Source organism: Streptomyces sp. NPDC007084, assembly GCF_040703595.1.
Lineage (GTDB): Bacteria > Actinomycetota > Actinomycetes > Streptomycetales > Streptomycetaceae > Streptomyces.
The window spans coordinates 220,275-246,295 of sequence record NZ_JBEYFY010000003.1; the positions used below are offsets into that span (position 1 = coordinate 220,275).

The 26,021-nt window shown below is 70.3% G+C and carries 21 protein-coding genes and 1 riboswitch; of the genes, 7 read left to right on the forward strand and 14 right to left on the reverse strand.

From position 1 onward, the window contains the following. Positions 1-234: 234 nt before the first annotated feature. The 4 genes from AB0912_RS04525 to AB0912_RS04540 form a co-directional block, all read right to left on the reverse strand. On the reverse strand, positions 235-930 hold the full coding sequence (locus AB0912_RS04525; protein ID WP_366696445.1) for a GntR family transcriptional regulator: 696 nt from the start codon (positions 928-930) through the stop codon (positions 235-237). A 197-nt stretch (positions 931-1,127) separates the two neighbouring features. Beyond that, a complete protein-coding gene (locus AB0912_RS04530; RefSeq protein WP_366696446.1) occupies positions 1,128-1,892 on the reverse strand; it encodes a M23 family metallopeptidase in 765 nt (254 codons plus the stop codon). 13 nt (positions 1,893-1,905) lie between these two features. Next, positions 1,906-2,065, reverse strand: a riboswitch (cyclic di-AMP (ydaO/yuaA leader). 213 nt (positions 2,066-2,278) lie between these two features. Next, positions 2,279-3,667, reverse strand: coding sequence for a pitrilysin family protein (locus tag AB0912_RS04535; RefSeq protein WP_366696447.1), 1,389 nt, complete (start codon positions 3,665-3,667; stop codon positions 2,279-2,281). Next, a complete protein-coding gene (locus AB0912_RS04540; protein WP_366696547.1) occupies positions 3,664-5,028 on the reverse strand; it encodes a pitrilysin family protein in 1,365 nt (454 codons plus the stop codon). Before AB0912_RS04540 ends, AB0912_RS04535 begins: the two co-directional genes overlap by 4 nt. Positions 5,029-5,440: 412 nt before the next feature. Here AB0912_RS04540 and AB0912_RS04545 point away from each other — a divergent pair, with 412 nt between their 5' ends. Then, positions 5,441-7,900, forward strand: coding sequence for a DNA topoisomerase IV subunit A (locus tag AB0912_RS04545; RefSeq protein ID WP_366696448.1), 2,460 nt, complete (start codon positions 5,441-5,443; stop codon positions 7,898-7,900). A 171-nt stretch (positions 7,901-8,071) separates the two neighbouring features. Here AB0912_RS04545 and AB0912_RS04550 read toward each other — a convergent pair whose 3' ends face one another. Next, the gene (locus AB0912_RS04550; RefSeq protein WP_366696449.1) at positions 8,072-9,208 is read right to left on the reverse strand and encodes a CobW family GTP-binding protein; all 1,137 of its coding nucleotides are present in this window, start codon (positions 9,206-9,208) and stop codon (positions 8,072-8,074) included. A 321-nt stretch (positions 9,209-9,529) separates the two neighbouring features. Here AB0912_RS04550 and AB0912_RS04555 point away from each other — a divergent pair, with 321 nt between their 5' ends. Continuing rightward, positions 9,530-10,030, forward strand: coding sequence for a DUF6082 family protein (locus tag AB0912_RS04555; protein WP_366696450.1), 501 nt, complete (start codon positions 9,530-9,532; stop codon positions 10,028-10,030). Positions 10,031-10,252: 222 nt separating this feature from the next. Here the strand turns inward: AB0912_RS04555 and AB0912_RS04560 are convergent, their stop codons facing one another. After that, entirely contained in the window at positions 10,253-10,489 is a 237-nt protein-coding gene (locus AB0912_RS04560) for a hypothetical protein (protein ID WP_366696451.1), read from the reverse strand. A gap of 430 nt (positions 10,490-10,919) precedes the next feature. Next, positions 10,920-12,086, reverse strand: coding sequence for a citrate synthase/methylcitrate synthase (locus tag AB0912_RS04565; RefSeq protein WP_366696452.1), 1,167 nt, complete (start codon positions 12,084-12,086; stop codon positions 10,920-10,922). A gap of 97 nt (positions 12,087-12,183) precedes the next feature. Here AB0912_RS04565 and AB0912_RS04570 point away from each other — a divergent pair, with 97 nt between their 5' ends. From AB0912_RS04570 to AB0912_RS04585, 4 genes are all read left to right on the forward strand, one after another. After that, positions 12,184-13,449 carry a citrate synthase gene (locus tag AB0912_RS04570; RefSeq protein ID WP_366696453.1) on the forward strand — a complete coding sequence of 422 codons (1,266 nt, stop codon included), beginning with the start codon at positions 12,184-12,186 and terminating at the stop codon, positions 13,447-13,449. 152 nt (positions 13,450-13,601) lie between these two features. Further along, complete coding sequence (locus AB0912_RS04575; protein ID WP_366696454.1) at positions 13,602-14,546, forward strand: sucrase ferredoxin; 945 nt, start codon at positions 13,602-13,604, stop codon at positions 14,544-14,546. Between the two features lie 214 nt (positions 14,547-14,760). Next, positions 14,761-16,500, forward strand: a complete 1,740-nt coding sequence (locus tag AB0912_RS04580) for a sensor histidine kinase (protein WP_366696455.1) — start codon at positions 14,761-14,763, stop codon at positions 16,498-16,500. Further along, positions 16,497-17,174 (forward strand): response regulator, encoded by a 678-nt coding sequence (locus AB0912_RS04585; RefSeq protein ID WP_366696456.1) that lies wholly within the window; start codon positions 16,497-16,499, stop codon positions 17,172-17,174. The genes AB0912_RS04580 and AB0912_RS04585 overlap by 4 nt, the downstream gene beginning before the upstream one ends. A gap of 151 nt (positions 17,175-17,325) precedes the next feature. Here AB0912_RS04585 and AB0912_RS04590 read toward each other — a convergent pair whose 3' ends face one another. From AB0912_RS04590 to AB0912_RS04615, 6 genes are all read right to left on the reverse strand, one after another. Beyond that, complete coding sequence (locus tag AB0912_RS04590; protein ID WP_366696457.1) at positions 17,326-18,918, reverse strand: cation acetate symporter; 1,593 nt, start codon at positions 18,916-18,918, stop codon at positions 17,326-17,328. After that, the gene (locus AB0912_RS04595; RefSeq protein ID WP_366696458.1) at positions 18,915-19,403 is read right to left on the reverse strand and encodes a DUF485 domain-containing protein; all 489 of its coding nucleotides are present in this window, start codon (positions 19,401-19,403) and stop codon (positions 18,915-18,917) included. Before AB0912_RS04595 ends, AB0912_RS04590 begins: the two co-directional genes overlap by 4 nt. Positions 19,404-19,507: 104 nt before the next feature. Next, positions 19,508-20,194, reverse strand: a complete 687-nt coding sequence (locus AB0912_RS04600) for a response regulator transcription factor (RefSeq protein ID WP_366696459.1) — start codon at positions 20,192-20,194, stop codon at positions 19,508-19,510. Further along, positions 20,191-21,342 carry a histidine kinase gene (locus AB0912_RS04605; RefSeq protein WP_366696460.1) on the reverse strand — a complete coding sequence of 384 codons (1,152 nt, stop codon included), beginning with the start codon at positions 21,340-21,342 and terminating at the stop codon, positions 20,191-20,193. The genes AB0912_RS04600 and AB0912_RS04605 overlap by 4 nt, the downstream gene beginning before the upstream one ends. Beyond that, the gene (locus tag AB0912_RS04610) at positions 21,339-21,866 is read right to left on the reverse strand and encodes a DUF1453 domain-containing protein (RefSeq protein ID WP_366696461.1); all 528 of its coding nucleotides are present in this window, start codon (positions 21,864-21,866) and stop codon (positions 21,339-21,341) included. Before AB0912_RS04610 ends, AB0912_RS04605 begins: the two co-directional genes overlap by 4 nt. A 391-nt stretch (positions 21,867-22,257) precedes the next feature. After that, positions 22,258-24,381, reverse strand: a complete 2,124-nt coding sequence (locus AB0912_RS04615; protein ID WP_366696462.1) for a DNA topoisomerase IV subunit B — start codon at positions 24,379-24,381, stop codon at positions 22,258-22,260. 444 nt (positions 24,382-24,825) lie between these two features. Here AB0912_RS04615 and AB0912_RS04620 point away from each other — a divergent pair, with 444 nt between their 5' ends. Continuing rightward, positions 24,826-25,056 (forward strand): hypothetical protein, encoded by a 231-nt coding sequence (locus AB0912_RS04620; protein ID WP_081219811.1) that lies wholly within the window; start codon positions 24,826-24,828, stop codon positions 25,054-25,056. A 109-nt stretch (positions 25,057-25,165) separates the two neighbouring features. On the opposite strand, the gene AB0912_RS04625 is transcribed toward AB0912_RS04620, so the two are convergent. Next, a complete protein-coding gene (locus AB0912_RS04625) occupies positions 25,166-25,984 on the reverse strand; it encodes a serine protease (RefSeq protein ID WP_366696463.1) in 819 nt (272 codons plus the stop codon). Positions 25,985-26,021: the final 37 nt, after the last annotated feature.

Here is a 26,021-nt window from a genome sequence, read left to right on the forward strand (position 1 = left end):
CTGAGCCGCGCCACCCCTCACCGGGAGCGCGGCTCAGCCGTTTCCGTACGCCGCCCCGGGAATTCCCGCGTGCTGCCCGAATTCATGCCGGCACACGCGGGAAACGCGTGGGCGCGCGACGCGAACGAGTCGCGTGAACGAAATGAGCGCGCACCGTGAATTCCGGGCGCGCGAAGAAAGCGGCAGCGGAAACAGCGCTTCGCCGAATAACCCTCTTTGTATACGGCGCCCGTGTTAATGGCGTTGACCCGTCATGTTTACGGGATGTTGCGAAGTCCTCACACGGTCCTGCCGGTCCCCGCCGGCCGGGAAGCGCAGCCGGTGCGCGGACGCCGAGCGCTCGGCGTGCAGGGCCGTGATCGCGCGGGCCCGCTCACCGTCCCCGCGGGCGACCGCGTCCACGATGCCGCCGTGCTCCGCCCAGGACTCCGCGGGGTTGGCCGGCGCCTCCACCGCGTACATCCAGGCGATCTTGTGCCGTAGCTGGGACAGCGTCGACGTCAGCGCGGGGCTGCCGGAGGCCTGGGCGAGCGTCTCGTGGAACCAGCCGCCCAGGGAGCGCAGATCCTCGCTGTTGCCCCGCCTGGAGCGCTCCTGGCCCAGCCTGACCAGCCCGCGGAGCACCTTGAGGTGAGCCTCGGTGCGGCGCTGGGCGGCGCGCGCGGCACCCAGCGGCTCCAGCAGTATGCGCATCTCCAGAAGGTCCGCGGCCTCCTGCTCGGTGGGCTCGGCCACGCACGCGCCCGCGTGCCGCCGGGTGACCACGAAACCCTCGGCCTCCAGGGTGCGCAGGGCCTCGCGCACGGGGACGCGCGAGACGCCGTAGCGCCGCGCGAGCAGTTCCTCGGTGAGCCGGCCGCCACGCTCGTAGACGCCCGCGACGATGTCGTCCCGGATCGCCGTGCATACCGAGTGCGCCGGAATACGCATGACCGGACCTCCGCTTTAATCCCCGCGAAACGCCATCGATTGACGCTTGTTCAGTGACTCTATTGCAGGAAGCCTTAATTTCCGATGGCGGGCCTGAATCCATGGATATTTTTTGGACAGTCGGCCTCCGGAAACGATGATGCCCCGGCTCGGTGAGCCGGGGCATCGAAAACGGTGGAGAAGCCGCGAAGCGGTCGTCAGACGTTCACACCGTGCGAGCGGAGGTAGGCGACCGGGTCCATGTCGGAGCCGTACTCGGCGGTGGTGCGCGCCTCGAAGTGCAGGTGCGGTCCCGTGGTGTTGCCGGTCGACCCGGAGAGGGCGATCTGCTGGCCCGGGGTGACCGTCTGGCCCACGGAGACACCGATGGACGACAGGTGCCCGTACATGGTGTACGTGCCGTCGTGCATCTTGATCACTACTTGATTGCCGTAGGCACCGCCCCAGCCGGCCGCGACGACCGTGCCGGCGCCGACCGAGTGCACCGGGGTGCCCGAGGCCGCGTGGAAGTCGACACCGGTGTGGCTGCCGGAGGACCAGAGGCTGCCGCCGGTCTTGTAGCCGGTGGAGACGTACGAGCCGGAGATCGGCATGACGAAGGTGTTGAGCCGCTTGCGCTCGGCGGCGCGGGCGGCCCGCTCCTTGGTCTCGCGAGCCTTCGCGGCCTGCTCTGCGGCCTTCTTGCGCGCGGCCTGTTCGGCCTTCTCCCGCGCGGCGGCCACCTCGGCGGCGTGCTGCTGGGCGGCGGCCTGCTCGTCGATCTGCTCGGCGACGGAGTCACCGATGGTGACGGCCTGGGTCAGCCCGGTCTGCTCGACGGAGGGGGTCGCGGCGAACGCGGGCGCCGCGAGGGTTCCGAGGACACCGGTGGTGGTGAGGGCCGCGACGCCGACGGCGTTCTTGGTGGTGCGCTGCACGCGGCTCGGACGACGATGCTTCCCGGTGCCACAGGTGAACGCCATAAAGGGGCTGATCCTTTCCTTCCTTCTCGCCTACCGGGTTAGCTGACGGGTTCGGAGCAGGAAGGTCTCCTACGGACCCCCTCCGGGGAGGGCGTCCGATTCACCCCAGGGACTACGTGTGGGTCCCCGGCTCCCCTGGCTCGCGCCATGCGGGGACTCGGCGATGGCTGTCCGGTGCCGCGGGCGCGGCGCACTGCCTGACGAACAGCCGGACAGACGCTAAACGGGGCATCTTTCGAACAACAAACGGATCACGGTTTTTGTAGCGCATCCCACAGCGCAGAAGCCAACCTCCGTACCAATACGGACATCCTGGCGGTGATGTGCGCGCAAAAGAGGGCCCTGGCGACGCTTCGGTCACCAGGGCCCATCTCGGTCACACGGTGCTACTCCGCGGAGACCACGCTGACTTCACCGATGCCCAGGGCCCGCACCGGCTCCTCGATCCGCGCCGCGTCGCCCACCAGGATCGTCACCAGACGGTCCGTCGGGAAGGCGCTGACGGCTGCCGCGGTGGCCTCCACCGTGCCGGTGGCGGCCAGTTGCCGATAGAGCGTCGACTGGTAGTCGTCCGGCAGGTACTGCTCGACCTGGTCGGCGAGCGTGCCCGCGACGGCCGCGGCGGTCTCGAACTTGAGGGGCGCCACGCCCACCAGGTTCTGCACGGCGACATCGCGCTCCGCGTCGGTGAGCCCCTCGGCCGCCAGGGTGCGCAGGACCTTCCACAGGTCGTCCAGCGCCGGCCCGGTGTTCGGGGTGTCGACCGAGCCGCTGATGGCGAGCATCGCGGCACCGGTGCCATCCGGCGCGGACCGCAGGACCTGGCCGAACGCCCGTACGCCGTAGGTGTAGCCCTTCTCCTCGCGCAGGACGCGGTCCAGACGCGAGGTGAGGGTGCCGCCCAGGCAGTAGGTGCCGAGCACCTGGGCCGGCCACACACGGTCGTGCCGGTCGGCGCCGACCCGCCCGATGAGCAACTGGGTCTGCACGGCGCCGGGGCGGTCCACGATGACCACGCGGCCCGTGTCATCGGCGTGCACCGGCGGCACCGGGCGCGGCTCGGCGGACGATCCGGTCCAGGCGCCGAGGGTGTCGCCGAGCAGCTCGTCCACGTCCACGTCGGTGAGGTCGCCGACGATCACGGCGGTGGCCGTCGCGGGACGGACGTGCTTCTCGTAGAAGGACCGCACGGCCGCGGAGTCGATGTTCTGGACGGTCTCCTCGGAACCCTGGCGCGGGCGCGACATGCGTGCCGTCGGCGGGAAGAGCTGCCGGGAGAGTTCCTTGGCCGCGCGGCGGCCCGGGTTGGCCGTCTCGTGCGGGATCTCGTCGAGCCTGTTGCGCACCAGGCGCTCGACCTCGCTGTCCGCGAAGGCCGGCGCGCGCAGGGCGTCCGCGAGCAGCCCGAGCCCCTTGGGAAGCCGCGAGACGGGCACTTCGAGGGAGAGCCGGACACCGGGGTGATCGGCGTGCGCGTCGAGCGTGGCGCCGCAGCGCTCCAGCTCGGCGGCGAAGTCCTCGGCGGAGTGCTTGTCGGTGCCCTCGGAGAAGGCGCGCGCCATGATCGTGGCGACGCCGTCCAGGCCCGCGGGCTCGGCCTCCAGGGGGGCGGCGAGGACGATCTCGACGGCGACGACCTGCTGGCCGGGGCGGTGGCAGCGCAGCACGGTCAGGCCGTTGTCCAGGGTGCCGCGCTCGGGGGCGGGGAACGCCCACGGCTTCGGCTGTCCCGCCTGGGGCTGCGGGTGGAAGTCCATGGTGGCGAGTTCGGTCACTTCGCCGCCTCCTCGTCGGTGTCGTCAGCGGCGTCGGTGTCGTCAGCGGCGTCGGTGGCTTCGGGTGCGGTGGGCTCGTAGACGAGCACCGCGCGGTTGTCGGGGCGCAGGCGGGCCTTGGCGACCTCCTGGACCTCTTCGGCGGTGACCTCCAGGACGCGCTGTACGGCGGTCAGGGCGAGCTGCGGGTCGCCGAACAGGACGGCGTACCGGCACAGTTCGTCCGCGCGGCCGGCGACGGTACCGAGGCGGTCCAGCCACTCGCGCTCCAACTGGGCCTGGGCGCGCTCCATTTCCTCGGCGGTCGGGCCCTCCTCGGCGAACCGGGCCAGCTCCTCGTCGACGGCGGCCTCGATGACCGGGACCTCGACGTCACCGGACGTCTTCACGTCCAGCCATCCCAGGGAGGGCGCTCCGGCGAGCCGCAGCAGGCCGAAGCCGGCGGCGACGGCGGTGCGGTCGCGGCGGACGAGCCGGTTGTAGAGCCGGGAGGACTCGCCGCCGCCGAGGACGGTGAGGGCGAGGTCGGCGGCGTCGCACGCGCGCGTGCCGTCCTCCGGGAGGCGGTAGGCGGCCATCAGGGCGCGCGCCGGGACCTCCTCCTCGACGACCTCGCGGAGCTGCTCGCCGATGACGTCCGGCAGCGAGCCGTCGCGCGGGGCGGGCTTGCCGTCGTGCCCGGGGATGGAGCCGAAGTACTTCTCGACCCAGGCGAGCGTCTGCTCGGGGTCGATGTCGCCGACGACCGACAGGACCGCGTTGTTCGGCGCGTAATAGGTGCGGAAGAACGCGCGGGCGTCCTCCAGGGTGGCCGCGTCCAGGTCCGCCATCGACCCGATCGGCGTGTGGTGGTACGGGTGGCCCTCGGGGTACGCGAGCGAGGTGAGCTTCTCGAACGCGGTGCCGTACGGAACGTTGTCGTAGCGCTGGCGGCGCTCGTTCTTCACGACGTCGCGCTGGTTCTCCATGGACTCCTCGTCCAGCGCGGCGAGCAGCGAGCCCATCCGGTCGGCCTCCAGCCAGAGGGCCAGTTCGAGCTGGTGGGTCGGCATGGTCTCGAAGTAGTTGGTGCGCTCGAAACTCGTGGTGCCGTTCAGCGAGCCGCCCGCGCCCTGGACGAGTTCGAAGTGGCCGTTTCCGTGGACCTGCTTCGAACCCTGGAACATCAGGTGCTCGAAGAGGTGGGCGAGCCCGGTCCGGCCCTTGACCTCGTGGCGCGAGCCGACGTCGTACCAGAGGCACACCGCCGCGACCGGGGTCAGATGGTCCTCGGAGAGCACCACGCGCAGGCCGTTGGCCAGGCGGTGCTCGGTCGCTGTCAGGCCGCCGGAGCCTGCCTCGGCGGTGGCCGTGTGACCCATGGGCATGTACGTCCCTTCGATCGCGGAACTGCGTCATTCCTGTCGGTCCTGCCACTGTATGCAAGCGCGCGGACGCCTGGCGAAGTTCCCGCACCTCGTACGCCGAGAGCGAGACTCACGGCTGCCGCCGCGCGCCCCCTGGGACTCCTCGGGAACGGCCTCCGGGAGCCTGCCGAGAAGGCTCGCGGAAACTCTTGGGGAGGGCGCTACCGACGGGTGGCGGGGCGCTCTGGAAGGACGCCACGGATGGGTCGAGGGGCGCTCGGCGACGGCGCTACGGACGGGTCGAGAGGCGCTCGGCGACGGCGCTACGGACGGGTCGCGGTCCGCGTTGTCAGCGGGGCGGTCCACAATGGTCCGCGTCAGATCCCGTTCATGCCCCGGCAGAGACTGTGAAGGAGCCGCAGCAGCGATGGCCCGCCGCAGCACGAAGACCCCGCCGCCCGACGACTCGTACGAGGAGAAGATCCTCGACATCGACGTCGTGGACGAGATGCAGGGCTCCTTCCTCGAATACGCGTACTCGGTCATCTACTCGCGAGCCCTGCCGGACGCCCGGGACGGCCTCAAGCCGGTGCACCGGCGCATCGTGTACCAGATGAACGAGATGGGCCTGCGCCCCGACCGCGGCTACGTGAAGTGCGCCCGCGTCGTCGGCGAGGTCATGGGCAAGCTCCACCCGCACGGAGACGCGTCGATCTACGACGCCCTGGTGCGGCTCGCGCAGCCCTTCTCGATGCGCCTGCCCTTGGTCGACGGCCACGGCAACTTCGGTTCGCTCGGCAACGACGACCCGCCGGCCGCCATGCGCTACACCGAGTGCCGGCAGGCCGACGCGACGTCACTGATGACCGAGTCCATCGATGAGGACACGGTCGACTTCTCACCCAACTACGACGGCCAAGAGCAGGAGCCGGTAGCCCTCCCGGCCGCCTTCCCGAACCTCCTGGTCAACGGCTCGTCGGGCATCGCCGTCGGCATGGCCACCAACATGCCGCCGCACAACCTCGGCGAGGTCATCGCCGCCGCCCGGCACCTCATCCGCTACCCGGGGGCCGACCTCGAAACGCTGATGAAGCACGTCCCGGGCCCCGACCTGCCCACTGGCGGCCGGATCGTCGGCCTCTCCGGGATCAGGGACGCCTACGAGTCGGGCCGCGGCACCTTCAAGATCCGCGCCACGGTCTCGGTGCAGGACGTCACGGCCCGCCGCAAGGGCCTCGTCGTGACCGAACTGCCCTTCACCGTCGGCCCGGAGAAGGTGATCGCCAAGATCAAGGACCTGGTCGGCTCGAAGAAGCTCCAGGGCATCGCCGACGTCAAGGACCTCACCGACCGTGCGCACGGACTGCGCCTGGTCATCGAGATCAAGAACGGTTTCGTGCCGGAGGCCGTCCTCGAACAGCTCTACAAGCTGACGCCGATGGAAGAGTCCTTCGGCATCAACAACGTGGCCCTGGTGGACGGCCAGCCGCTCACCCTCGGCCTCAAGGAACTGCTGGAGGTCTACCTCGACCACCGGTTCACCGTCGTGCGCCGCCGCAGCGAGTTCCGCCGCGGCAAGAAGCGCGACCGGCTGCACCTGGTCGAGGGGCTTCTCGTCGCGCTCCTGGACATCGACGAGGTCATCCGCCTCATCCGCTCCAGCGACAACTCGGCGCAGGCCAAGGAGCGGCTGATCGAGCACTTCTCCCTGTCCGAGATCCAGACGCAGTACATCCTGGACACACCGCTGCGCCGCCTCACCCGTTTCGACCGCATCGAGCTGGAGTCGGAGCGCGACCGCCTGACGGGCGAGATCGACGAGCTGACCGGCATCCTGGACTCGGACGCCGAGCTGCGCAAGCTGGTCTCGGGCGAACTGGCAGCGGTGGCCAAGAAGTTCGGCACCGACCGGCGTACGGTGCTCCTGGAGTCCGCCGGCTCGCCCGCCCCGACCGTCTCGCTCCAGGTCGCCGACGACCCGTGCCGGGTGCTGCTGTCCTCGACGGGCCTGCTGGCCCGCACGGCGAACGACGACCCCTTCGAGCAGGACCCGGACGGCAAGCGCACCAAGCACGACGTGATCGTCTCCGCGGTGCCCGCGACGGCGCGCGGCGAGATCGGCGTCGTCACGTCCCTGGGCCGTCTCCTGCGCCTGAACGTGATCGACCTCCCCCGGCTGCCGGAGACGGCGTCCGCGCCCAACCTCTCCGGGGGCGCGCCGATCTCGGAGTTCCTGTCCTCCCTCGAACCGGACGAGACGGTGATCTGCCTGACCACGCTGGACGAGTCCTCGCCCGGCCTGGCGATCGGCACCGAACAGGGTGTCGTCAAGCGAGTGGTGCCCGACTACCCCTCGAACAAGGAGGAGTTGGAGGTCATCACCCTCAAGGACGGCGACCGGATCGTCGGCGCCGTCGAGCTGCGCACCGGCGAGGAGGACCTCGTCTTCATCGCGGACGACGCCCAGTTGCTGCGCTACCAGGCCTCGCAGGTCCGTCCGCAGGGGCGTGCGGCGGGCGGTATGGCGGGCATCAAGCTGGCCGACGGCGCGAAGGTGATCTCGTTCACCGCGGTCGACCCGGGGGTGAACGCGGTGGTGTTCACGGTGGCCGGCTCGCGCGGCACGCTCGACGACTCCGTCCAGACCACGGCCAAGCTGACCCCCTTCGACCAGTACCCGCGCAAGGGGCGCGCCACGGGCGGTGTGCGCTGCCAGCGGTTCCTGAAGGGCGAGGACTGCCTGTCGCTGGCCTGGGCGGGCGCGACGCCGGGACGCGCGGCACAGAAGAACGGCACGCCCGTCGACCTGCCGGAGATCGACCCGCGCCGTGACGGCTCGGGCATCTCCCTGGGCCGGACGGTGTCGGTGGTGGCGGGGCCGGTGTAGTCCGGGCCGGCTCGCGGACTCCGGGCCGGCTCGCGGACTCCGGGCCGACTCGCGGACTCCGGGCCGACTCGCGGACTCCGGGCCGGCTCGCGGACTCCGGGGCTGCTCCCGGCGTTCGGGGCTGTCCTTGGGGTCCGTGTCCGTGTCCGGGTTCGCGCTCCCGGAGTCCGGTCAGTCGTCGGAGTCGGGCTCCTGTACGTACCGGAGGACGCCCCACATGCTGTGTTCGTCGGCGTGTGGGGCGTCCTCCTCGCACGCCTCCAGCTCCTTGGTGAGAGCCGCCGTGTCGATGCCGGACCCGATGAGCACGAGCTGAGTCTGCCGCTCGTCCGGTCCTGCCCAGGGCGTCGGGTAGAGCCGCAGGAACCTTCCGACGGCGTGCACGGTGTACCGGTTGCGTGGGTCCTGGACGCCGAAGTCGACGTGCCCCTTGATCCGGTAGAGCCCGTCGGGCCTGCTGTCGAGGAAGGCCATCAGGCGCCGGGGGTCCATCGGCACGTCGGAGGTGAACGAGAGGGACGTGTAGGCGGCGTGCAGGTGACCGGCGTGTCCGCCGTCTCCGTGTCCCTCGGCGGCGTGTCCGTTCTCCCCGTGCCCGCCGCCCCCGTGCCCGTCGCCCGCGTGTCCGGCCCGTTCGTGTCCCGGATCGCCCTCCTGGTCGCGGTGGAGGTCGTCGAAGGACAGTTGCCCGATACGTTCCTCGCTCGGCCTGCAGTCGAACAGGAACTCCGGGTCGACGCGCCCGTAGACCGCCGGGACGACGGCGGCGCGGTCGGCCAGCTCCCGGACGACGTGCAGCACGCGCTCCTGGTCGTCGGCGCGGTCGACCTTGTTCACGACGACGAGATCGGCGAGGGCGAGGTGCCGGTCGATCTCGGGATGCTTCACGCGGGTGCCGTCGAACTCGGCCGCGTCGACCACCTCGACGAGTCCCCCGTAGACGATCCCCGGGTGCTCGCTGGCCAGCACCATGCGGACGAGTTCCCGGGGTTCCGCGAGCCCGCTCGCCTCGATCACGATGACGTCGATCCGGGCGGAGGGTTGAGCGAGCCGGTCAAGATATTGATCAAGTTCACTGACGTCGACGGCGCAGCACAGGCATCCGTTGCCCAGCGAGACGGTGGAGTCGCCGAGCGCGCCGGCCACCGCCATGGCGTCGATCTCGATCGCCCCGAAGTCGTTGACGACGGCTCCGATGCGGCTGCCGCCACTATGGTGCAGGAGATGGTTGAGCAGCGTGGTCTTGCCGGAACCCAGAAAACCGGCGAGGACGATGACCGGGATCTGCCGTGGACTCGACTGACTCAACGTGCGCCTCTCTGAGACCTGCGCGCCCCGGCTCACGAGCCCGGCGCGCACGCGCGGAACGAATACCGGCCCAGCATACGAGCGGGAGGAAACGCCCCTGACGGGACGATTGTCGGCGGCGCTCGCGGGGCACACGTTGGACATGGCGCCGGGAACCGCGACCCGCACGTCCCTCCGTGCGCCTCCTCTCCGCCTCCCCGCCGATCAGAGCCGCTCGGCAACACTGGGAGACGGCAAGCGCTCAGCACACCGCTCGCCGGTCAGCTCCCTGCCACCCCACAACCGACGACCGGCGGACGGTCGTCTGATTCGGGGGTTGACATGGCCACACAGAGTTCTGCGATACGGAGGTTCGGCTCGGCCGCACGGGCCAAAGCCGGTTCCGCGGTCGGCGCCGTACGGGAACGCGGCTCGCGGCACCGCAGGCGAGCCGTCCTCACCGAGCAGCACCGTCTCCACTTCGACCTGTTGTGCAAGGCCATGGACGATCCCGCTCTCGCCGCCGTTCTCAACACGTACGAGACGGAGATCGGGCCCGAGAAGCAGCGCCAGTACCTGTTCGCGAACGCGCTCTACATCAACGCCCTGTACTTCCACCGGATCGGGGCGCTCGACCGCGCGGAGCTGCACGGCCACTTCCGGATCATGTGCCAGAACCCGGTGTTCCGCGAATACTGGGCCGCCACCAAGCACCATCGCAAGAGCCTGCCCGACACGTCCGACGAGGCCCAACTGGGCCGGATGATGGACACCCTGATCCAGGATCAGACGGACGCGGAGGCCGACGAATGGTGGGTCATCGGTGAGCCCGACGAGGAATAGAGCCGCGTAATCGGGCTTACGTCTCACGCCGGCCGGCACCCTCGTCGGCGCGTCCGAAGCCGGGGCCGCGCATGAAAGCCCCGGTGCCGTGATGACACCGGGTCTTTCCCGTCCGGAATGCCGCGCGGTCATGCGCCGGGAACCGCTCACGAGCAAGGGGCAGCCGCTCGACCGCCTCGTACGATCAGGCCGTCGTCACGCCGCAGCGAACCCGCCGGGAAGTCAGGCGTCCGGGATGTCCTTCTTGGCGCGCAGCAGCGTGTCGCGCGTGATGACCACGATCCGCTCGTAGTCGGCCCGTGCGGCGTCGGACGGGAGTTCCGGGTCGAGCTCCTGGGTGGCCTCGCGCCCGATGACGGCGAAGTTCCCATCGCTGAGCTCGAAGATGTCGGGGCAGGACTGGCCCGTGGCGCTGCCACGCTCGCGTGGAGTAGCCCCGACACGTCGCACGATCTTCACTTAGTAGTACCAACCTTTATGACTCGGAATCGACAAAAGGGCAGTCCGAGCGGAGGTGTTGTTCGGAGCGAGTGCTCCGAGCGGCAGGTGTTCGTCGGAGGCAGGAGCCTCCGAGCGCAGGGGTGTTCCGTCGGAGGGTGCGCAGAGGTCTGGGCGGGGCAAACCTACATCCTCCCCATCCCGCGCGGCTCGCGAAATGGGCAAGCGACGGGGGTGAACTTACGGGGCTGCTTTTGACCCGAGGGACCCCGCCCGACGCACGCGGGTACTCGATGCGGGGCGGCCGTCACGGCCTGCCGTTCCCGGTGCCCGGCCAACACGTCGGTCCGGCACGGGCCGACTCCTCGGTCGGGCGCGGCCGGTCCTTCGGTACGGGCGGGGCCGACTCCTCGGTTCGGGCCGACTTCTCAGTCCGGACCAGTCCAACTCCTCAGTCCAGGAGGGGCACCGGCACCGGCGGAACCGGGCCCACATAACGCGCCGCCGGACGGATGATCTTCGAGTCCTCCGCCTGCTCCAGGATGTTGGCGCTCCAGCCGACGACGCGGGCGGCGGCGAAGGTGGGCGTGAACATCTCCCGGGGCAGCCCGCAGAGTTCCATGACCACACCGGCGTAGAACTCGACATTGGTGTGCAGTTCGCGGCCCGGCTTCAACTCGGCGAGGATCGCCTCCACCCGGTGTTCCACCTCGACGGCGAAGTCGACGAGCGGACCGCCGAACTCCTGGGCGATCCCGCGGAGCATCCGTGAACGCGGGTCCTCCGTGCGGTAGACGGGGTGCCCGAACCCCATGATGCGGTCGCCGGCGAGGACACGCTCACGGATCCAGCCGTCGATGCGGTCGGGGGTCCCGATGGCATCGAGTGTGTCGAGTGCGCGGCTGGGAGCGCCTCCGTGCAGCGGACCGGACAGGGCACCGACCGCCCCCACGAGGCAGGCCGCCACATCCGCGCCCGTCGAGGCGATCACCCGCGCGGTGAACGTTGATGCATTGAATCCGTGATCAATGGTTGAGATGAGGTATCGCTCGACGGCACGAGCCCGGTGCGCGTCCGGTTCCGAACCCGTCAGCATGTAAAGGTAGTTGGCGGCATAGCCCAGGTCCTCGCGCGGTTCCACGGGCTCCAGTCCCTGCCCCAGCCGGTACAGCGCGGTCAGCAGAGTCGGTACCGCGGCCGCCGCGGCCAGGGCGTCGTCACGGCGCCGCTCCGCGTCGATGTCGTACACCGGACGGAACCCGAGCGACGCCCCGAGCAGGGACAACGCGGTGCGCAGTCCGGCGAGCGGCCCGGAGAGGCCGGTCGCCGGCGCGATGGCGGGCAGCGCGGCTCGCACCTCCTGCGGCAGTACGCGCAGCCGCGCGGTCCGCACCGCGAAGGCGGCTCGTCGCGTCGCGTCCGGCAGTTCGCCGTACGCCATCAAGTGCCAGACATCCTCGAAACCGCGGGTCTGGGCGAGTTCGACGGCCGAGTACTGGCGGTAGTGGTAGAAGCCCTCCAGCCCCCTCACGTCACCCAGTGCGGTGTCGGTGACGACGACGCCCGCGAGCCCTCGCGGTACGTCGACTGAGGTGGACGCGGCCCGGTTGATCGGCATGTTTCCTCCCTGAACTTGATTCGACTGTCCATGATTGACTCTATTGCTGTCAACATTGATCGAATCAATACATGGATCCACAGATACGGTGGCGCCCATGAGGGATCGAGAAGCGGCAACGCCAAGACACGAGAGCCGACGGCTCAGCACCAAGGAGACCGCCGAACTGCTCGGCGTGAAGCCGGAGACCGTCTACGCCTACGTGAGCCGGGGGCAGCTCGGCAGCCGACGGGAGCCGGGCGGACGCGGGAGCACCTTCGACGCCAGGGAGGTGGAGGCGCTCGCGCGTCGCAACAGGCGAGAAAGCGCCGGGAGTTCGGGAGGTTCCGGCGACTTCTCCGTCCGTACGCGCATCACCCTGATCGAGCAGGACCGGTACTACTTCCGGGGCGTCGACGCGACCGAGCTGGCCGCGCATCACTCCTTCGAAGAGATCGCCGAATGGCTCTGGACCGGTGAACTGCGCCCAGGTGCCACCTTCACGGCCCCGGAGGCCTCCGTGGCCGCGGCGCGGCGCGGCGTCGACGCGCTGCCCGAGCACAGCGGTCCCACCGACCGGCTGCGCGTCGCCGCGATCGCCGCGGCGGCATCGGACCCCCTGCGCTTCGACCTCTCCGAGAGCGCCGTGCTCGGCACCGGGCGGACCCTCATCCCCACCCTCGTCGCCGCGTTGCCCACTGTCCGGCGCGACCACCGCGACGAGGGTCCGCTGGCCCGGCGGCTCTGGGGGCGGCTCACCGGACGCACGCCCGACGACGCGTCACTGCGCGCGCTGGACACGGCACTCGGGCTCCTCGTTGACCACGACCTGGCCGCCTCGACGCTGGCGGTGCGGGTCGCCGCATCGGCCCGCGCCCACCCCTACGCGGCCGTGTCGGCGGGGCTGGGCGCCCTGGAGGGGCCCTTGCACGGAGCGGCCGGCGGACTCGCGCACCGGCTGCTCCTCGACGTTCTGGACCAGGGCACAGCGGCTCCCGTGGTCGCGGACGAGTTGCGGGCCGGACGTCGCGTCCCCGGACTCGGCCACCGGCTCTACACGGGCGAGGATCCCCGCGCGCGTGCCCTGTTCGCCGTGCTGGAGGAGGTACCCGGGGCGGAGTCCGCCGTCGCGGCGGCCCGCGACGTCGTCGCCACCACCGCCCGGCACGTTCCCTTGCACGCCAATGTCGACCTCGCCCTCGCCGCCCTCACCGTCTCCTCGGGCATGCCTGCCTCCGCCGGAGAGACGATCTTCGCCGTCGCCCGGACGGCGGGCTGGATCGCCCACACCCTGGAGGAGTACGCGGAGCGCCCGCTCCGGATGCGCCCGAGCGGCCACTACGTGGGCGAACGCCCTCCACAGCCGCTTCCCGCCAGCCCATAGGCCGGCCAGACGCCACGCGGCGGGGAGCGCGCCCAGACGTCCCGCGCGGTGGCTCCTGACGCCCCCTGCGACCCCGCTTGGTGGCCCGCCACACGTCCCAGGTGCGCGCGGCCGGAAGTCGCCCTGGGCCAAGTCAGGTTAGGCTCACCTCTGTGAGTACGTGCACAAGCGCGTCGCGGCACCTTGACGAGCCTCTTGCGGGGACCGCGGCCACCGCGAGGACATGGCTGCTGATCGAGCAGCCCGGCCCCTGGGGTGCCAAGGCGCTCACTTCGAGCCACCTGGACCCCTCGCTCGGCCGCGCCCTTGAGGCTGCCGCGCAGGGCACAGGCGTGCGGATAGCGCTCATCCGTCGCCCCGGTCGCCACGCGGACTGCGGGACACCCGCGGAGCGGCACGTCTACGCGGCCCACACGGCTCCGGGGAACGGGTGGCTGCACAGCGCCATGTCCCGCGATCCCGAACAACTGCTCGACCTGGACTTCGGTGCGCTCGGCCAGGGTGATTCGCGGTCCTTCGACGAAGTGCTCGGGGCCCGGCCCCACACGGAGGAACCGCTCGCCCTCGTCTGCACCAACGGCAAGCGGGACCGCTGCTGCGCCCTGCTCGGCAGGCCGCTGGCGGCGGAACTGGCCTCGTCCGGCGTGAACGGCGCTTGGGAGGTCACTCATCTGGGCGGTCATCGCTTCTCCCCCACGGTGCTCGTACTGCCGCACGGATACGCGTACGGCCGCGCGGAGGCCCACGCCGTCAAGGAGATCCTCCAGGGCGCCCGGGAGGGCCGTGTCGTCACCGAGGGCTGCCGGGGGAACTCCGCCTGGGAGCGGCCCGGCCAAGCCGCCGAACTGGCCGTACGGACCGCCGCGGACGAACATGCCGCCGGGGTCCTCACCGTGGTCCGCACCGACGGAGCCGCCCCGCGCTGGGAGGTCACCGTGGCCCACGCCGACGGCAGGCTGTGGCGGGTCATCGTGGCACAGGGAACCTCGCTGCCGCCCCGCCCGGAGAGCTGCGGCTCACCGCTGGGCTCACCCGCGCGGATGGACGTGGTGGCGGTACGGCAACTGGAGGAGGCGGCCGTCGCCGTGGCCTGCTGATCCGTCGGCCTGCGAGTGCGATCGCGCTCCGGCCAGTCCCGGCAAGGCATCAAGGGCTCGGCCCGCGCGGGACATTGATCTGTCCCTGTGCGCCCCTCTGGACGCCACCGGACGCCACCTCAACATTGACCCGGGATACCGGCTCAACATTGATCAAGAAATCCACACCACACCCCCTTCGGCGCCCTCCGTATGCCCCCGTACGGTCGTAGGCATGAGCCCCACTCCCCCCGCACGCCGACTGCGGCTCGGCATGCCGCGACGGATGTTCTCGCAGGTACTGCTGATGCAGATCGCCATCGCGGCGGGAGTCGCCACGCTCGCCACCGGGCTGTTCCTGGCACCGCTCAGTGCCCAGCTCGACGACCAAGCCATGCGGCGTGCCCTCGCGATCGCGCAGACCACGGCAGTCCAGCCACAGATCGCCGAGGACCTCAGGACGACAGACCCGTCCACGACCGGGCCCGTGCAGGCCGAGGCAGAACGGATACGGAAGGCCGGCGACGCCGAGTACGTGGTCGTGATGGACACGCACGGCATCCGCTGGTCGCACACCGATCCGAGGGAGATCGGCAAGAGGGTCTCCACGGACCCACAAGAGGCCCTGGAGGGCCGCGATGTCATGGAGATCGACACCGGGACCCTGGGTCGCTCCGCGCGCGGCAAGGCGCCGGTGCGCGACGCCGACGGCAAGGTCGTCGGCGCGGTTTCGGTGGGAATCCGGTACGACAGCGTGCGGGCTCGCTTGGTCGACGCGATCCCCGGGCTGTTCGCTTACGCGGGCGGGGCGATGGCCGTCGGGGCGCTGGCCGCGTATGTGATCTCCCGCAGGGTTCAGCGGCAGACCCGGGACCTGGCGTTCTCCGACATCTCGGCGCTGCTGGCGGAGCGTGAGGCGATGCTGCACGGCATCCGGGAAGGCGTGGTCGCCCTGGACCGCGGCGGTCGCGTACGCCTCCTGAACGACGAGGCGCGACGGCTGCTGGGAGTCGGCGCCGAGGCCGTCGGCCAGCCGCTAAAGGACGCGCTCGGAACCGGCCGTACGACCGACGTGCTGGCCGGACGCGTCACGGGCACCGATCTGCTCACCGTCCGCGGTCAGCGTGTGCTCGTCGCCAACCGGATGCCGACCGACGACGGGGGCGCCGTCGCCACGCTGCGCGACCGCACCGAGCTGGAGCGGTTGGGCCGCGAACTGGACTCCACCCGCGGTCTCATCGACGCTCTGCGCGCGCAGGACCACGAGCACGCCAACCGCATGCACACGCTGCTGGGGCTGCTCGAACTGGAGATGTACGACGACGCCGTGGAGTTCGTCGGAGAGGTGGTCGGCGACCACAGGATCACCGCGGAACAGGTCACCGAGAAGATCCACGATCCGCTGCTCGCCGCTCTGCTGGTGGGCAAGGCGACGGTGGCCGCCGAGCGCGGTGTGGCGTTGCGGATCGCGGACCGGACGCTGCTGCCGGACCGGCTGGTCGACCCGAGCGGGCTGGTCACCGTCGTGGGAAACCTGGTCGACAACGCCCTGGACGCCGTCGCGGGCACGCCCCACGCGCGCGTGGAGGTCGAGTTGCGCGCGGAGGGACGCACCGCCGTGCTGCGGGTCCGGGATACCGGTCCCGGCATCCCGGCGGAGCGCCGGGAGCTGATCTTCACGGACGGCTGGAGCACCAAGGAGCCTCCGGCCCACGGCAAGCGAGGGATCGGCCTCTCCCTGGTGCGCCGGCTCGCCGAACGGCAGGGCGGCAGCGCGGAGGTGGCCGACGCGGAGGGCGGGGGCGCCGAGTTCACCGTCGTCCTGCCCGAGGCCCTCACGGAGTCGCCGACGGCGGCTACCGGGACCCCGCCCGCGAACGCGACCTCCGCGCGCGCGGAGATGGCAGGCACAGCGGAGATGGCAGGCACAGAGGAAGCCAGGGAAGCCGGAGAGAGCGTCGAGGAGTCGCGATGATCGAGGTCCTGGTCGTGGACGACGACACCCGGGTGGCCCGGGTCAACGCCGCCTATGTGGGGAAGGTCCCTGGCTTCCACATCGCGGGAGAGGCGCACACTGCCGCCGAGGCACTGCGGCTGATGGAGGCGCTGCCGCGCCTGGACCTGGTCCTCATGGACCACTACCTGCCCGACGAGACGGGGCTCGCGGTCGTCCAGGAGATGCGCCGGCGCGGCCATCAGACCGACGTGATCATGGTGACCGCTGCCCGCGACATCTCCACCGTCCAGGCGGCGATGCGGCAGGGGGCACTCCAGTACCTGGTCAAACCGTTCGCCTTCGCGGGGCTGCGCACCAGACTGGAGGCCTACGCGGAGCTGCGACGCACCCTGGACGGCGGCGGCGAGGCCGAACAGTCCGAGGTGGACCGGATCTTCGGCACCCTCTCGGCAAGCTCCGAACCGGATCTCCCCAAGGGCCACTCGCCCCCGACAGCCGACCTGGTGCGCCACGCCCTGATCGGCGCGCGAGGCCCGCTGTCGGCCCAGCAGGTGGCCGAGCGAACCGGCCTGAGCCGGCAGACCGCGCAGCGCTACCTGAAACTCCTGGAGCGCACGGGCAGAGCGACACTGACCCTCAAGTACGGCGAGGCGGGCCGCCCCGAACACCGGTACGCCTGGGTGTCACCCTAGGCCGACGTAAGCCGCGCCACGTTCCGGCCGACGGGGGCACGGGAAGCGGCACCGGAAGCGGCAGCGGCCAGGCACGGCAGCGCGAGGCGTTCGCCGTGCCCCGACCGCTCCCCCCTGAGCGCCCAGGCACCGCATGGACGAGGCCAACGCCTCAGACGGCCCCGGCGCCCGTGAGCGCGCGTACCTCGATCTCGGCGTGTTTGGCTTCGTCCGGTGGCTCGGGCGATGTGACCGTGCCCAGCCAGCCCGCGACGAAGCCCAGGGGGATCGAGACGAGGCCCGGGTTCTCCAACGGGAAGTACTGGAAGTCCACGCCCGGGAAAAGCGATCCAGGGCTTCCCGACACCACCGGGGAGAGCAGTACGAGCAGCAGCGACGGTACGAGCCCGCCGTAGACGGCCCATACGGCGCCGCGTGTCGTGAAGTTGCGCCAGAACAGGGAGTACAGCAGCACGGGCAGGTTCGCGGACGCGGCGACCGCGAAGGCGAGGCCCACCAGGAAGGCCACGTTCAGATCGCGGGCCAGCAGTCCCAGGGCGATGGCCACCACGCCGATACCGACCGACGCCGCACGCGCCACGGCGACCTCGCTGCGCGGCTTCGCGTGCGGCCGGCGCATCGAGGCGTACAGGTCGTGGGCGACGGCGGCGGAGGACGCGAGGGTGATCCCTGCGACGACCGCGAGGATGGTGGCGAAGGCGATGGCCGCGACGACCGCGAAAAGAACCGTTCCGCCCGTGGAGTTGACCCCGCCGCCCAGGTCGAGGGCCAGCAGCGGGACCGCCGTGTTGCCTGCCGCGTTCGACCCGCGCACCGCGTCCGGGCCGACGATCGCCGCCGCGCCGAAGCCGAGCACGATGGTCATCAGGTAGAAGCCGCCGATGAGTCCGATCGACCACACCACCGAGCGGCGGGCGGCCCGCGCCGTCGGCACGGTGTAGAAACGCGACAGGATGTGCGGCAGTCCGGCCGTCCCGAGCACCAGGGCGAGCCCGAGGCTCATGAAGTCGAAGCGCGCCGTCCAGTCCCCGCCATACCTCAGCCCGGGCGCGAGGAACGCCTTGCCGTGCCCACTGCTCGCCGCGGCGGAACGCAGCAAGTCGTTGAAGTCCCCGTGGAAACGCACCAGGACGAGCACGGTCAGGACGACGGCCCCGCCCAGGAGCAGCACCGCCTTGACGATCTGGATCCACGTGGTCGCCCTCATCCCTCCCATCGACACATAGATCACCATGAGCGCGCCGACCCCGATGACCGTCCAGTTGCGCGCCGCCTCGCTCGTGCCTCCGAGCAGCAGCGAGACCAGGCTGCCCGCCCCCACCATCTGCGCCACCAGATACAGAACGGACACGGTGACGGAGGAAGTTCCCGCCGCAATCCGCACCGGCCGCTCGCTCATCCGGGCCGCGACGACGTCGGCGAGCGTGAACCGGCCGCAGTTGCGAACCAGTTCGGCGACCAGGAACAACACGACCAGCCAGGCCACCAGGAAGCCCACGACATACAGCAGCCCGTCGTAACCGTAGAGGGCGATGAGTCCTGTGACGCCGAGGAAGGAAGCGGCCGACATGTAATCCCCTGAGATGGCAAAACCATTCTCCATCGGCGAGAACAACCGCCCACCGGCGTAGAACTCCTCGGCCGAGCCGTGCCGGTTGCGGCTCACCCACGTCGTGATGGCCAGCGTCACCGCGACGAACGCGCTGAACAGCAGCAGCGCCAGGGTCTGGTGGTTGCCGCTCACCGGTCACCACCTCTGACGTTGCGCGTCAGTTCCTGGGTGTCCCAGCGCAGGTCCAGCGCCGCCCGGTCCCTGCGCAACCGCGCGTGCCGTGCGTACGCCCAGGCCAGCAGGAACGTCGTGAGGAACTGTCCGAGCCCCGCGATCAGCCCCACGTTCACCACCCCGGCGACCGGCCGCGCCATGAAGCCCGGCGCCGTCGTCGCGGTCACCACATAGCCCACGTACCAGGTGAAGAAGACGGCGACAGCCGGGATCACGAACCTGCGGTACCGGCTGCGCACCTCCTGGAAGGCAGCGCTGCGCTGCACCTCCAGATAGACGTCGGCCGCTCCACCGGTCCGTGCTTCGTGCTCCGAGCGGGCGGGCGGCACGGCCGGAGCGGGCGCCCCCGTGCCGTCCAACTCACCCCAACCGGAAGCCAGCGCGTCGTACCAGGGGTCGTCGAACCGGACCTCCCCGGTGTCGCCGCCGTCGTGCTTCTCCACCGAACTCTCCTTGTCCGCGACCCGTTTCGGCCGCGTGCCCAAGGATGTGCAGATCGGGAAGATCCCGGACTCTTCTCTCCGTGGTCTTCACCCCATCAGGTGACTCAGCCCGTCGGTGGCCGTACGAGACCCTTCCCATAGGCGTAACGGACCGCTTGAGCACGGTCCTTGAGCCCCGTCTTGGCGAAGAGGTTGTTGATGTGGGTCTTCACCGTGGCCGTGGAGACATGGAGGCTTCGGGCGATCTCCTGGTTGCTCAGTCCCTCCGCGATCAGCAGGAGCACCTCGGTCTCGCGCGATGTGAGCCCGTCCGGAGCCTCCGGCGGCGGGCCGGGCTCCGGCCGCGGCTCCGACAGACGCTCCAGCAGCCTTCGCTGGACGCTCGGCGCAAGGCCCGCGTCCCCGGAGAGCACACTCTCCACGGCCCGCACGATCTCGTCGCCGCCGGCGTCCTTGGTCAGATAGCCCCGGGCTCCCGCTCGCAGCGCGGGGAACAACGACTCGTCGTCCGCATACGTCGTCAGCACGACCACCTGGGTGCCGGGGTGCTCAGCACGAATGCGCCGGGTCGCCTCCACGCCGTCGCAGCGCGGCATCCTCAGGTCCATCAGCACGACGTCCGGGGCGAGCCTGGCCACCAGTTCCACCGCTTCGTTCCCGTCACCGGCGGCGCCGACCACCTCGATGCCGGGCAGCAGGCCCAGCAGCATGACGATGCCCTCGCGCACGACCGTCTGGTCGTCCGCCACGACGACCCGGGCCGGCTTCTCGCCGTCCTCCCGCTCGGTCATACGGGCACCTTCAGCGTCACGACGAACCCCTCCTCGCCCGGCCCGGCCTCCAGCGAGCCGCCCAGCAACTCGGCACGCTCCCGCATGCCCAGCAGACCGTACCCGGCTCCCGAACCGCTCAGCTCGCCCGGCCCTCCTCCCGAGTCCCGCACATCCAGGGTCACTTCGTGCTCCCCGTAGTCCAGCCGGATGTGGACCTTGGCGCCCGGAGCGTGCTTGCGCACGTTCGTGAGCGCCTCCTGGGCGACTCTGCGCACCGCCTGCGACGCCTCCGCCGACAGTGGCTGACGATCACCCGTCACGGTGACGTCAGCACCTTCACGGGTCGTGATCAGCTCGCCGAGGAAGTCCTCCACGGGCGACATCTCACCCCGGAGGGCGGAGAGCGCCTGCCGGGTCTCGGCCAGTCCCTCACGGGCCATGCCCCGGGCCGCCACGACGCGTTCGAGGACCGTCTTCTGGTCCGCGCCCCGCTCGATCAGCAACCGGGCCGCCTCCAGGTGCACCAACTGCGCGGACAGGCTGTGCGCGAGCACGTCGTGGATCTCCCGTGCGATCCGGGCGCGCTCGGCGAGCGCCGCCGACTCCGCCTCGGCCACGCGTGCCGCGCGCTCCTGGGCCAGCAGCCGTTGCGCACTCCCCCGCGCCTCCGCGTCGAGCCGCAGGACATAGCCGGCGAGGGCCAGGCCCCCGGTGACAGCGGCAGTCGTGAGCCAAGCGTCGTCGTTGACTGCCGCGAACCCCGCCAGGGCGACCGCGGTGAAGGGCAGCGCGTACGCGAGAGGCAGACGTTCGATGGCGATCACGGCGCAGCCGCACAACAGGACGATCGCCGGAATCCGGAACCCCACGCCGTGGCCCACCGCCGCGAACGCCAGCAGAGCGGTGAGCAGCCCCAGGGACGGCCACAGGCGGTGCTCCAGCGTGGTCCGCCAGAACATCCAGCCGAGAAACCCGCACACCACGATGCCGACGGTGCCTCCGGCGAGGGCCCAGCCGTTCAGTGCGCTGTTGGTGAGGGTCGTCGCGATGAGGATGCCCGCGGCGATCGCGCGCGTGACACGGCCGAGCATGCGGCGGGCCGTGTGCACACCCTCTCGGGAGAGCGCCTCCCGGGAGGGCCATCGCGTCCACGCGTTGTCCGTCACACGCCCTCCTTCCGCAGAGCCGGGACCACGCCGTCACCGTATGCCGAGGTCTGCCCGTACGCCGCCCGCTGCGAGGACTGCGCCCGCCACCTCACTATCCCGGCACGGACCAACAGGGTGGCCGCCAGTCCGAGCATCAGGCCGGAGGAGTCCTGGTGCACGCCCAGCAGGGCGCCGACGCCGAAGAGTCCGCCGCGCAGACATATCCCTCCGATCCAGACGGCCCCGCTGGCCTTGGTGCCCTTGCTCCACACGGCGCCGTCAGACTCGGTCCACATCCGGGTCGTCCACGCCCACCCGGCTCCGACCGCCAGTCCGATCACCAGCTCGGCGGCGAGCAGCACAGACGCCTCGACCTGGTGGTGCGGGTCGATCAGACCCGGTTCACGCACGGCCATGAAGGCGAGGACGGCGGGCACGACCCACCAGCGCCTGTCCGTGCCGACTCGGCCGGCGCGGAACTGGCGCGCGATCACCAGGGCGGCGACGGCGCAGATCGCAGCTGCGTTCATGAGTCCGGACATGCGCGGCCCCCGTGGGCGAGGAGTGGATGTCGGCGGCGAGTGCTGCCGACATCCACGACGCTACGGAAATCGCGTGCTCCGCAGATCGGAGCACAGGTGGATCGCGGGTGGATCTCCCGCGCCCCCACTCCTCCACCCACGGGTGGAGCCCACCCCCAGCCGGCCACCGGACAACGGCCGGAAGCTTCTTTCGCCCCCTCCGCCCCTACCCAGCCCGTACCTGGGGCTCCGCCCCAGACCCCGCTCCTCAAACGCCGGAGGGGCTGGATTTTCCTGCCCGCATCCGGCATCCGGCATCCGGCATCCGGCATCCGGCATCCGGCGGAAGGATGTACCGGCACGGCCCCGACCCACCCGCCGGCCATGGCCGACCCCACGACCACCCGGAGGGCTACGCGTCGATGCGTGACCTATCCAGCGTCGCGGCCGAGCTGGAGATGAACTCCTTGCGCGGCGCCACGTCGTTCCCCATCAACAGGTCGAACACCTGCTCGGACGCCTCCAGGTCGGAGATATTGATCCGCCGCAGCGTCCGGTGACGCGGATCCATCGTCGTCTCGGCGAGCTGGTCGGCGTCCATCTCACCGAGGCCCTTGTAACGCTGGATCGAGTCCTTGTACCGCACACCCTTGCGCTGGAACTCGAGCAGCGTCTCGCGCAGCTCGCGGTCCGAGTACGTGTAGACGTACTTGTCCTGGCCCTTCTTGGGCTGGCTCAGCTCGATCCGGTGCAGCGGCGGCACGGCCGCGAACACGCGCCCGGCCTCGACCATGGGCCGCATGTAGCGCTGGAAGAGGGTCAGCAGCAGGATCCGGATGTGCGCGCCGTCCACATCGGCGTCGACGAGGAGGATGATCTTCCCGTAACGCGCCGCGTCGATGTCGAAGGTCCGTCCGGACCCGGCTCCTATGACCTGGATGATCGCGCCGCACTCGGCGTTCTTCAGCATGTCCGTGACGGACGCCTTCTGAACGTTGAGGATCTTGCCGCGGATCGGCAGCAGCGCCTGGAACTCGGAGTTCCGGGCCAGCTTGGCCGTACCGAGCGCGGAGTCGCCCTCGACGATGAACAGCTCGCTGCGCTCCACGTCGTCGCTGCGGCAGTCGGCGAGCTTGGCGGGCAGCGAGGAAGACTCCAGAGCCGTCTTCCGCCGCTGGGCGTCCTTGTGCTGGCGGGCGGCGATCCGCGTACGCGCGGCGGCGACAGCCTTCTCCATGACGACCCGCGCCTGGGCGGCGGCGTCACGCTTCGTCGTGGTCAGGAACGCCTTGAGTTCCTTGCTCACCACGTTCGTCACGATGCGGCGGGCCGCCGAGGTGCCGAGGACCTCCTTGGTCTGCCCCTCGAACTGAGGTTCGGCGAGACGGACGGTGACGACGGCGGTCAGGCCCTCCAGGGCGTCGTCCTTGACGATGTCGTCCTCGGCGACCCGGAGCAGCTTCTTGACCCGCAGGACCTCGTTCATCGTCTTGGCCACGGCCTGCTCGAAGCCGGCCACATGGGTGCCGCCCTTGGGGGTGGCGATGATGTTCACGAAGGACTTGAGGTTCGTGTCGTAGCCGGTGCCCCAGCGCAGCGCCACGTCGACCCCGAGTTCACGGGTGACCTCGGTCGGGGTCATCTGCCCGTGGTCGTCGAGAACGGGCACGGTCTCCTTGAAGGTCCCCTGCCCGGAGAAGCGGAGCACGTCGCAGACCGGCTTGTCGTTGGCCAGGTACTCGCAGAACTCGCTGATCCCGCCGTCGAAGCGAAACGACTCCTCGCCCTTGCTGCCGCCCTCGCCCAGCCCGAACTCGTCGCGGACGACGATGGTCAGGCCCGGAACCAGGAAGGCGGTCTGACGGGCGCGCTGGTGAAGGTTCTCCAGGGAGAGCTTGGCGTCCTTGAGGAAGATCTGCCGGTCGGCCCAGTAGCGCACGCGCGTCCCGGTGCGGTTCTTCGGGATCCGCTTGACCTTGCGCAGGCCGGCGGTGGCGTCGAAGGCGGCGTCGGGGCCGTCCCCCTTGAAGGCTCCGGGGGTCCCGCGCCGGAAGCTGACCGCGTGCGTGTTGCCGTTGCGGTCGACCTCGACATCCAGGCGGGCGGAGAGGGCGTTCACGACGGAGGCGCCCACGCCGTGCAGACCGCCGGAGGCCGCGTACGAGCCGCCGCCGAACTTTCCGCCGGCGTGGAGCTTGGTCATGACGACCTCGACACCGGAGAGCCCCGTCTTGGGCTCCACGTCGACGGGGATGCCACGGCCGTTGTCCTTCACCTCGACGGAGCCGTCGTCGTGCAGGATGACGTCGATGTGATCGCAGTAGCCCCCGAGGGCCTCGTCGACCGAGTTGTCGATGATCTCCCAGAGGCAGTGCATCAGGCCGCGACTGTCGGTCGAGCCGATGTACATGCCAGGGCGCTTACGGACGGCTTCGAGCCCCTCAAGGACGAGCAGGTGCCGCGCGGTGTAGTTGGAACCGTCCCGGTCTGCTCCGGTCAGCAGCGCTGTGGACGGCACGGACGTCTCGGCGGTCACGCGGTTCGCTCCTCGCTGAATTTCAGATGGGACCCTTTTGGGTAAGGGCCCGGCTTCGGTCGCCGCTCAGAGGGTACCGAGGCCTGGTAGAGCCGTTGTAACGCCACCCTCGCACTAAACTCACCCTAGTCCAGAGTCGCATGGGTGTTCGATCCCTCGATGGAGTGAAGTACATATCACGTTCCCTTCGAGGCATGAACCATTTAGGCTCCGGGCACGTCCTCATGAACAACCGGCAAGCCAGCCGGGAGGACCGACCCCCCTGACAGACAGCGCGAACCCGTACAGACACAAAGACACGCAATACGGCTCATTCGCCGCCAACCGGCAGCAGACAACCGGCTCGAAAGAAAATTTCGAGGAAAAGCCGCGAGCGGGAACGTTTTCGGCCTGGTTGGATGTTGACCCTGGTACGACAGCTCGTCGAGCTAGAGAAGAGGCGACGTGACTACTGTTCTGACCCCCGCGAGCCCGCTGACGGCCGCTGACCGCTGCGACCGTTGCGGCGCCCAGGCATATCTGCGCGTCGTCCTCCTGAGCGGCGGAGAACTGCTCTTCTGCGCCCACCACGGTCGCAAGTTCGAGCCGGAACTCAAGAAGATCGCCGCTGAGATACAGGACGAGACGGAGCGGCTCACGTCCGCTCCCGAAAGCGTCAACGACGAAGAACACTGACCTTCGCATCAACGACGAGCGAGTGCCGGCGACAGGCCGGTGAGTGGGCGGTCGCTCCCTGGAGACAGGGAGCGACCGCCCACACTCGTGTTCACGGCGCCTGAAGGCGTCAGTGAGCGGCTCCGAGCGCCTTGGCGGCCTCCGAGACCCGCGTGTAGACGCCAGGGCGTCCAGGGCGCCCACAGCCGCTTCCCCACGACACCAGGCCGATGAGCCGCCCCTGAGCGACCAGCGGCCCGCCGCTGTCGCCCTGACAGGCGTCCCGGCCGCCTCCGGTCTCACCGGCACACACCATGGAGGCGGCGTCATACGTCCCGTCGGCACTGCCGGGGTACGCCCGCTCGCAGGCGCCGTCGGACATCACGTGGACGTCCGCGGCCCGCAGGCTGCGCGCGTAGTCGCCGCCTCCGGTCGTGTCGCCCCATCCGTAGACCTTGGCGGCCGTGCCGGCCTGGTAGGCGGGGTCTCCTGCCGGCGCCATGCGGATCACCGACGAGGCGGGCAGCGGATCGGCGAGCGTCAGCACACCGAAGTCCCCGGCGTTCGTGTAGCTGTCGTAGTGCGGATTGACCCAGATTTCGCTGACGGGGACCTCCTTGCCCTCACTGGAGATCAGGTCGCCGCGACCCGCGATGACCTTCAGGTCGCGTAGCTGGTGGGGCGGCGAGCCCAATACGTCGCTGCCCAGGCAGTGGGCGGCGGTCAGCACGGTGGTCGGGCTGATGACGACCCCTCCGCAGAACTGCCCCGCGCGCGTACCCCCGAACCGGTCACGGCTGGACAGCGCGACCGTCCACGGACTCTCGGAGATCTGGACCGGATAGCTGCCGACGACAATGCCGTCGACGGCCGCCCGCGCGGGTGAGGCCAGCGGTATCACCGCTGCTGCGGCGGCGAGAGCCAGGACGGAGGCAAAGGGACGACGCATGCGTGCTCCTCACACTGTGATGACCATGGAACACTCA

Bases quoted from the DNA above. Each gene is read 5' to 3' on its own strand.
- AB0912_RS04525 (WP_366696445.1), bottom strand. From the start codon at position 930: ATGCGTATTCCGGCGCACTCGGTATGCACGGCGATCCGGGACGACATC.
- AB0912_RS04530 (WP_366696446.1), bottom strand. From the start codon at position 1,892: ATGGCGTTCACCTGTGGCACCGGGAAGCATCGTCGTCCGAGCCGCGTG.
- AB0912_RS04540 (WP_366696547.1), bottom strand. From the start codon at position 5,028: ATGGGTCACACGGCCACCGCCGAGGCAGGCTCCGGCGGCCTGACAGCG.
- AB0912_RS04545 (WP_366696448.1), top strand. From the start codon at position 5,441: ATGGCCCGCCGCAGCACGAAGACCCCGCCGCCCGACGACTCGTACGAG.
- AB0912_RS04555 (WP_366696450.1), top strand. From the start codon at position 9,530: ATGGCCACACAGAGTTCTGCGATACGGAGGTTCGGCTCGGCCGCACGG.
- AB0912_RS04565 (WP_366696452.1), bottom strand. From the start codon at position 12,086: ATGCCGATCAACCGGGCCGCGTCCACCTCAGTCGACGTACCGCGAGGG.
- AB0912_RS04570 (WP_366696453.1), top strand. From the start codon at position 12,184: ATGAGGGATCGAGAAGCGGCAACGCCAAGACACGAGAGCCGACGGCTC.
- AB0912_RS04580 (WP_366696455.1), top strand. From the start codon at position 14,761: ATGAGCCCCACTCCCCCCGCACGCCGACTGCGGCTCGGCATGCCGCGA.
- AB0912_RS04585 (WP_366696456.1), top strand. From the start codon at position 16,497: ATGATCGAGGTCCTGGTCGTGGACGACGACACCCGGGTGGCCCGGGTC.
- AB0912_RS04600 (WP_366696459.1), bottom strand. From the start codon at position 20,194: ATGACCGAGCGGGAGGACGGCGAGAAGCCGGCCCGGGTCGTCGTGGCG.
- AB0912_RS04610 (WP_366696461.1), bottom strand. From the start codon at position 21,866: ATGTCCGGACTCATGAACGCAGCTGCGATCTGCGCCGTCGCCGCCCTG.
- AB0912_RS04625 (WP_366696463.1), bottom strand. From the start codon at position 25,984: ATGCGTCGTCCCTTTGCCTCCGTCCTGGCTCTCGCCGCCGCAGCAGCG.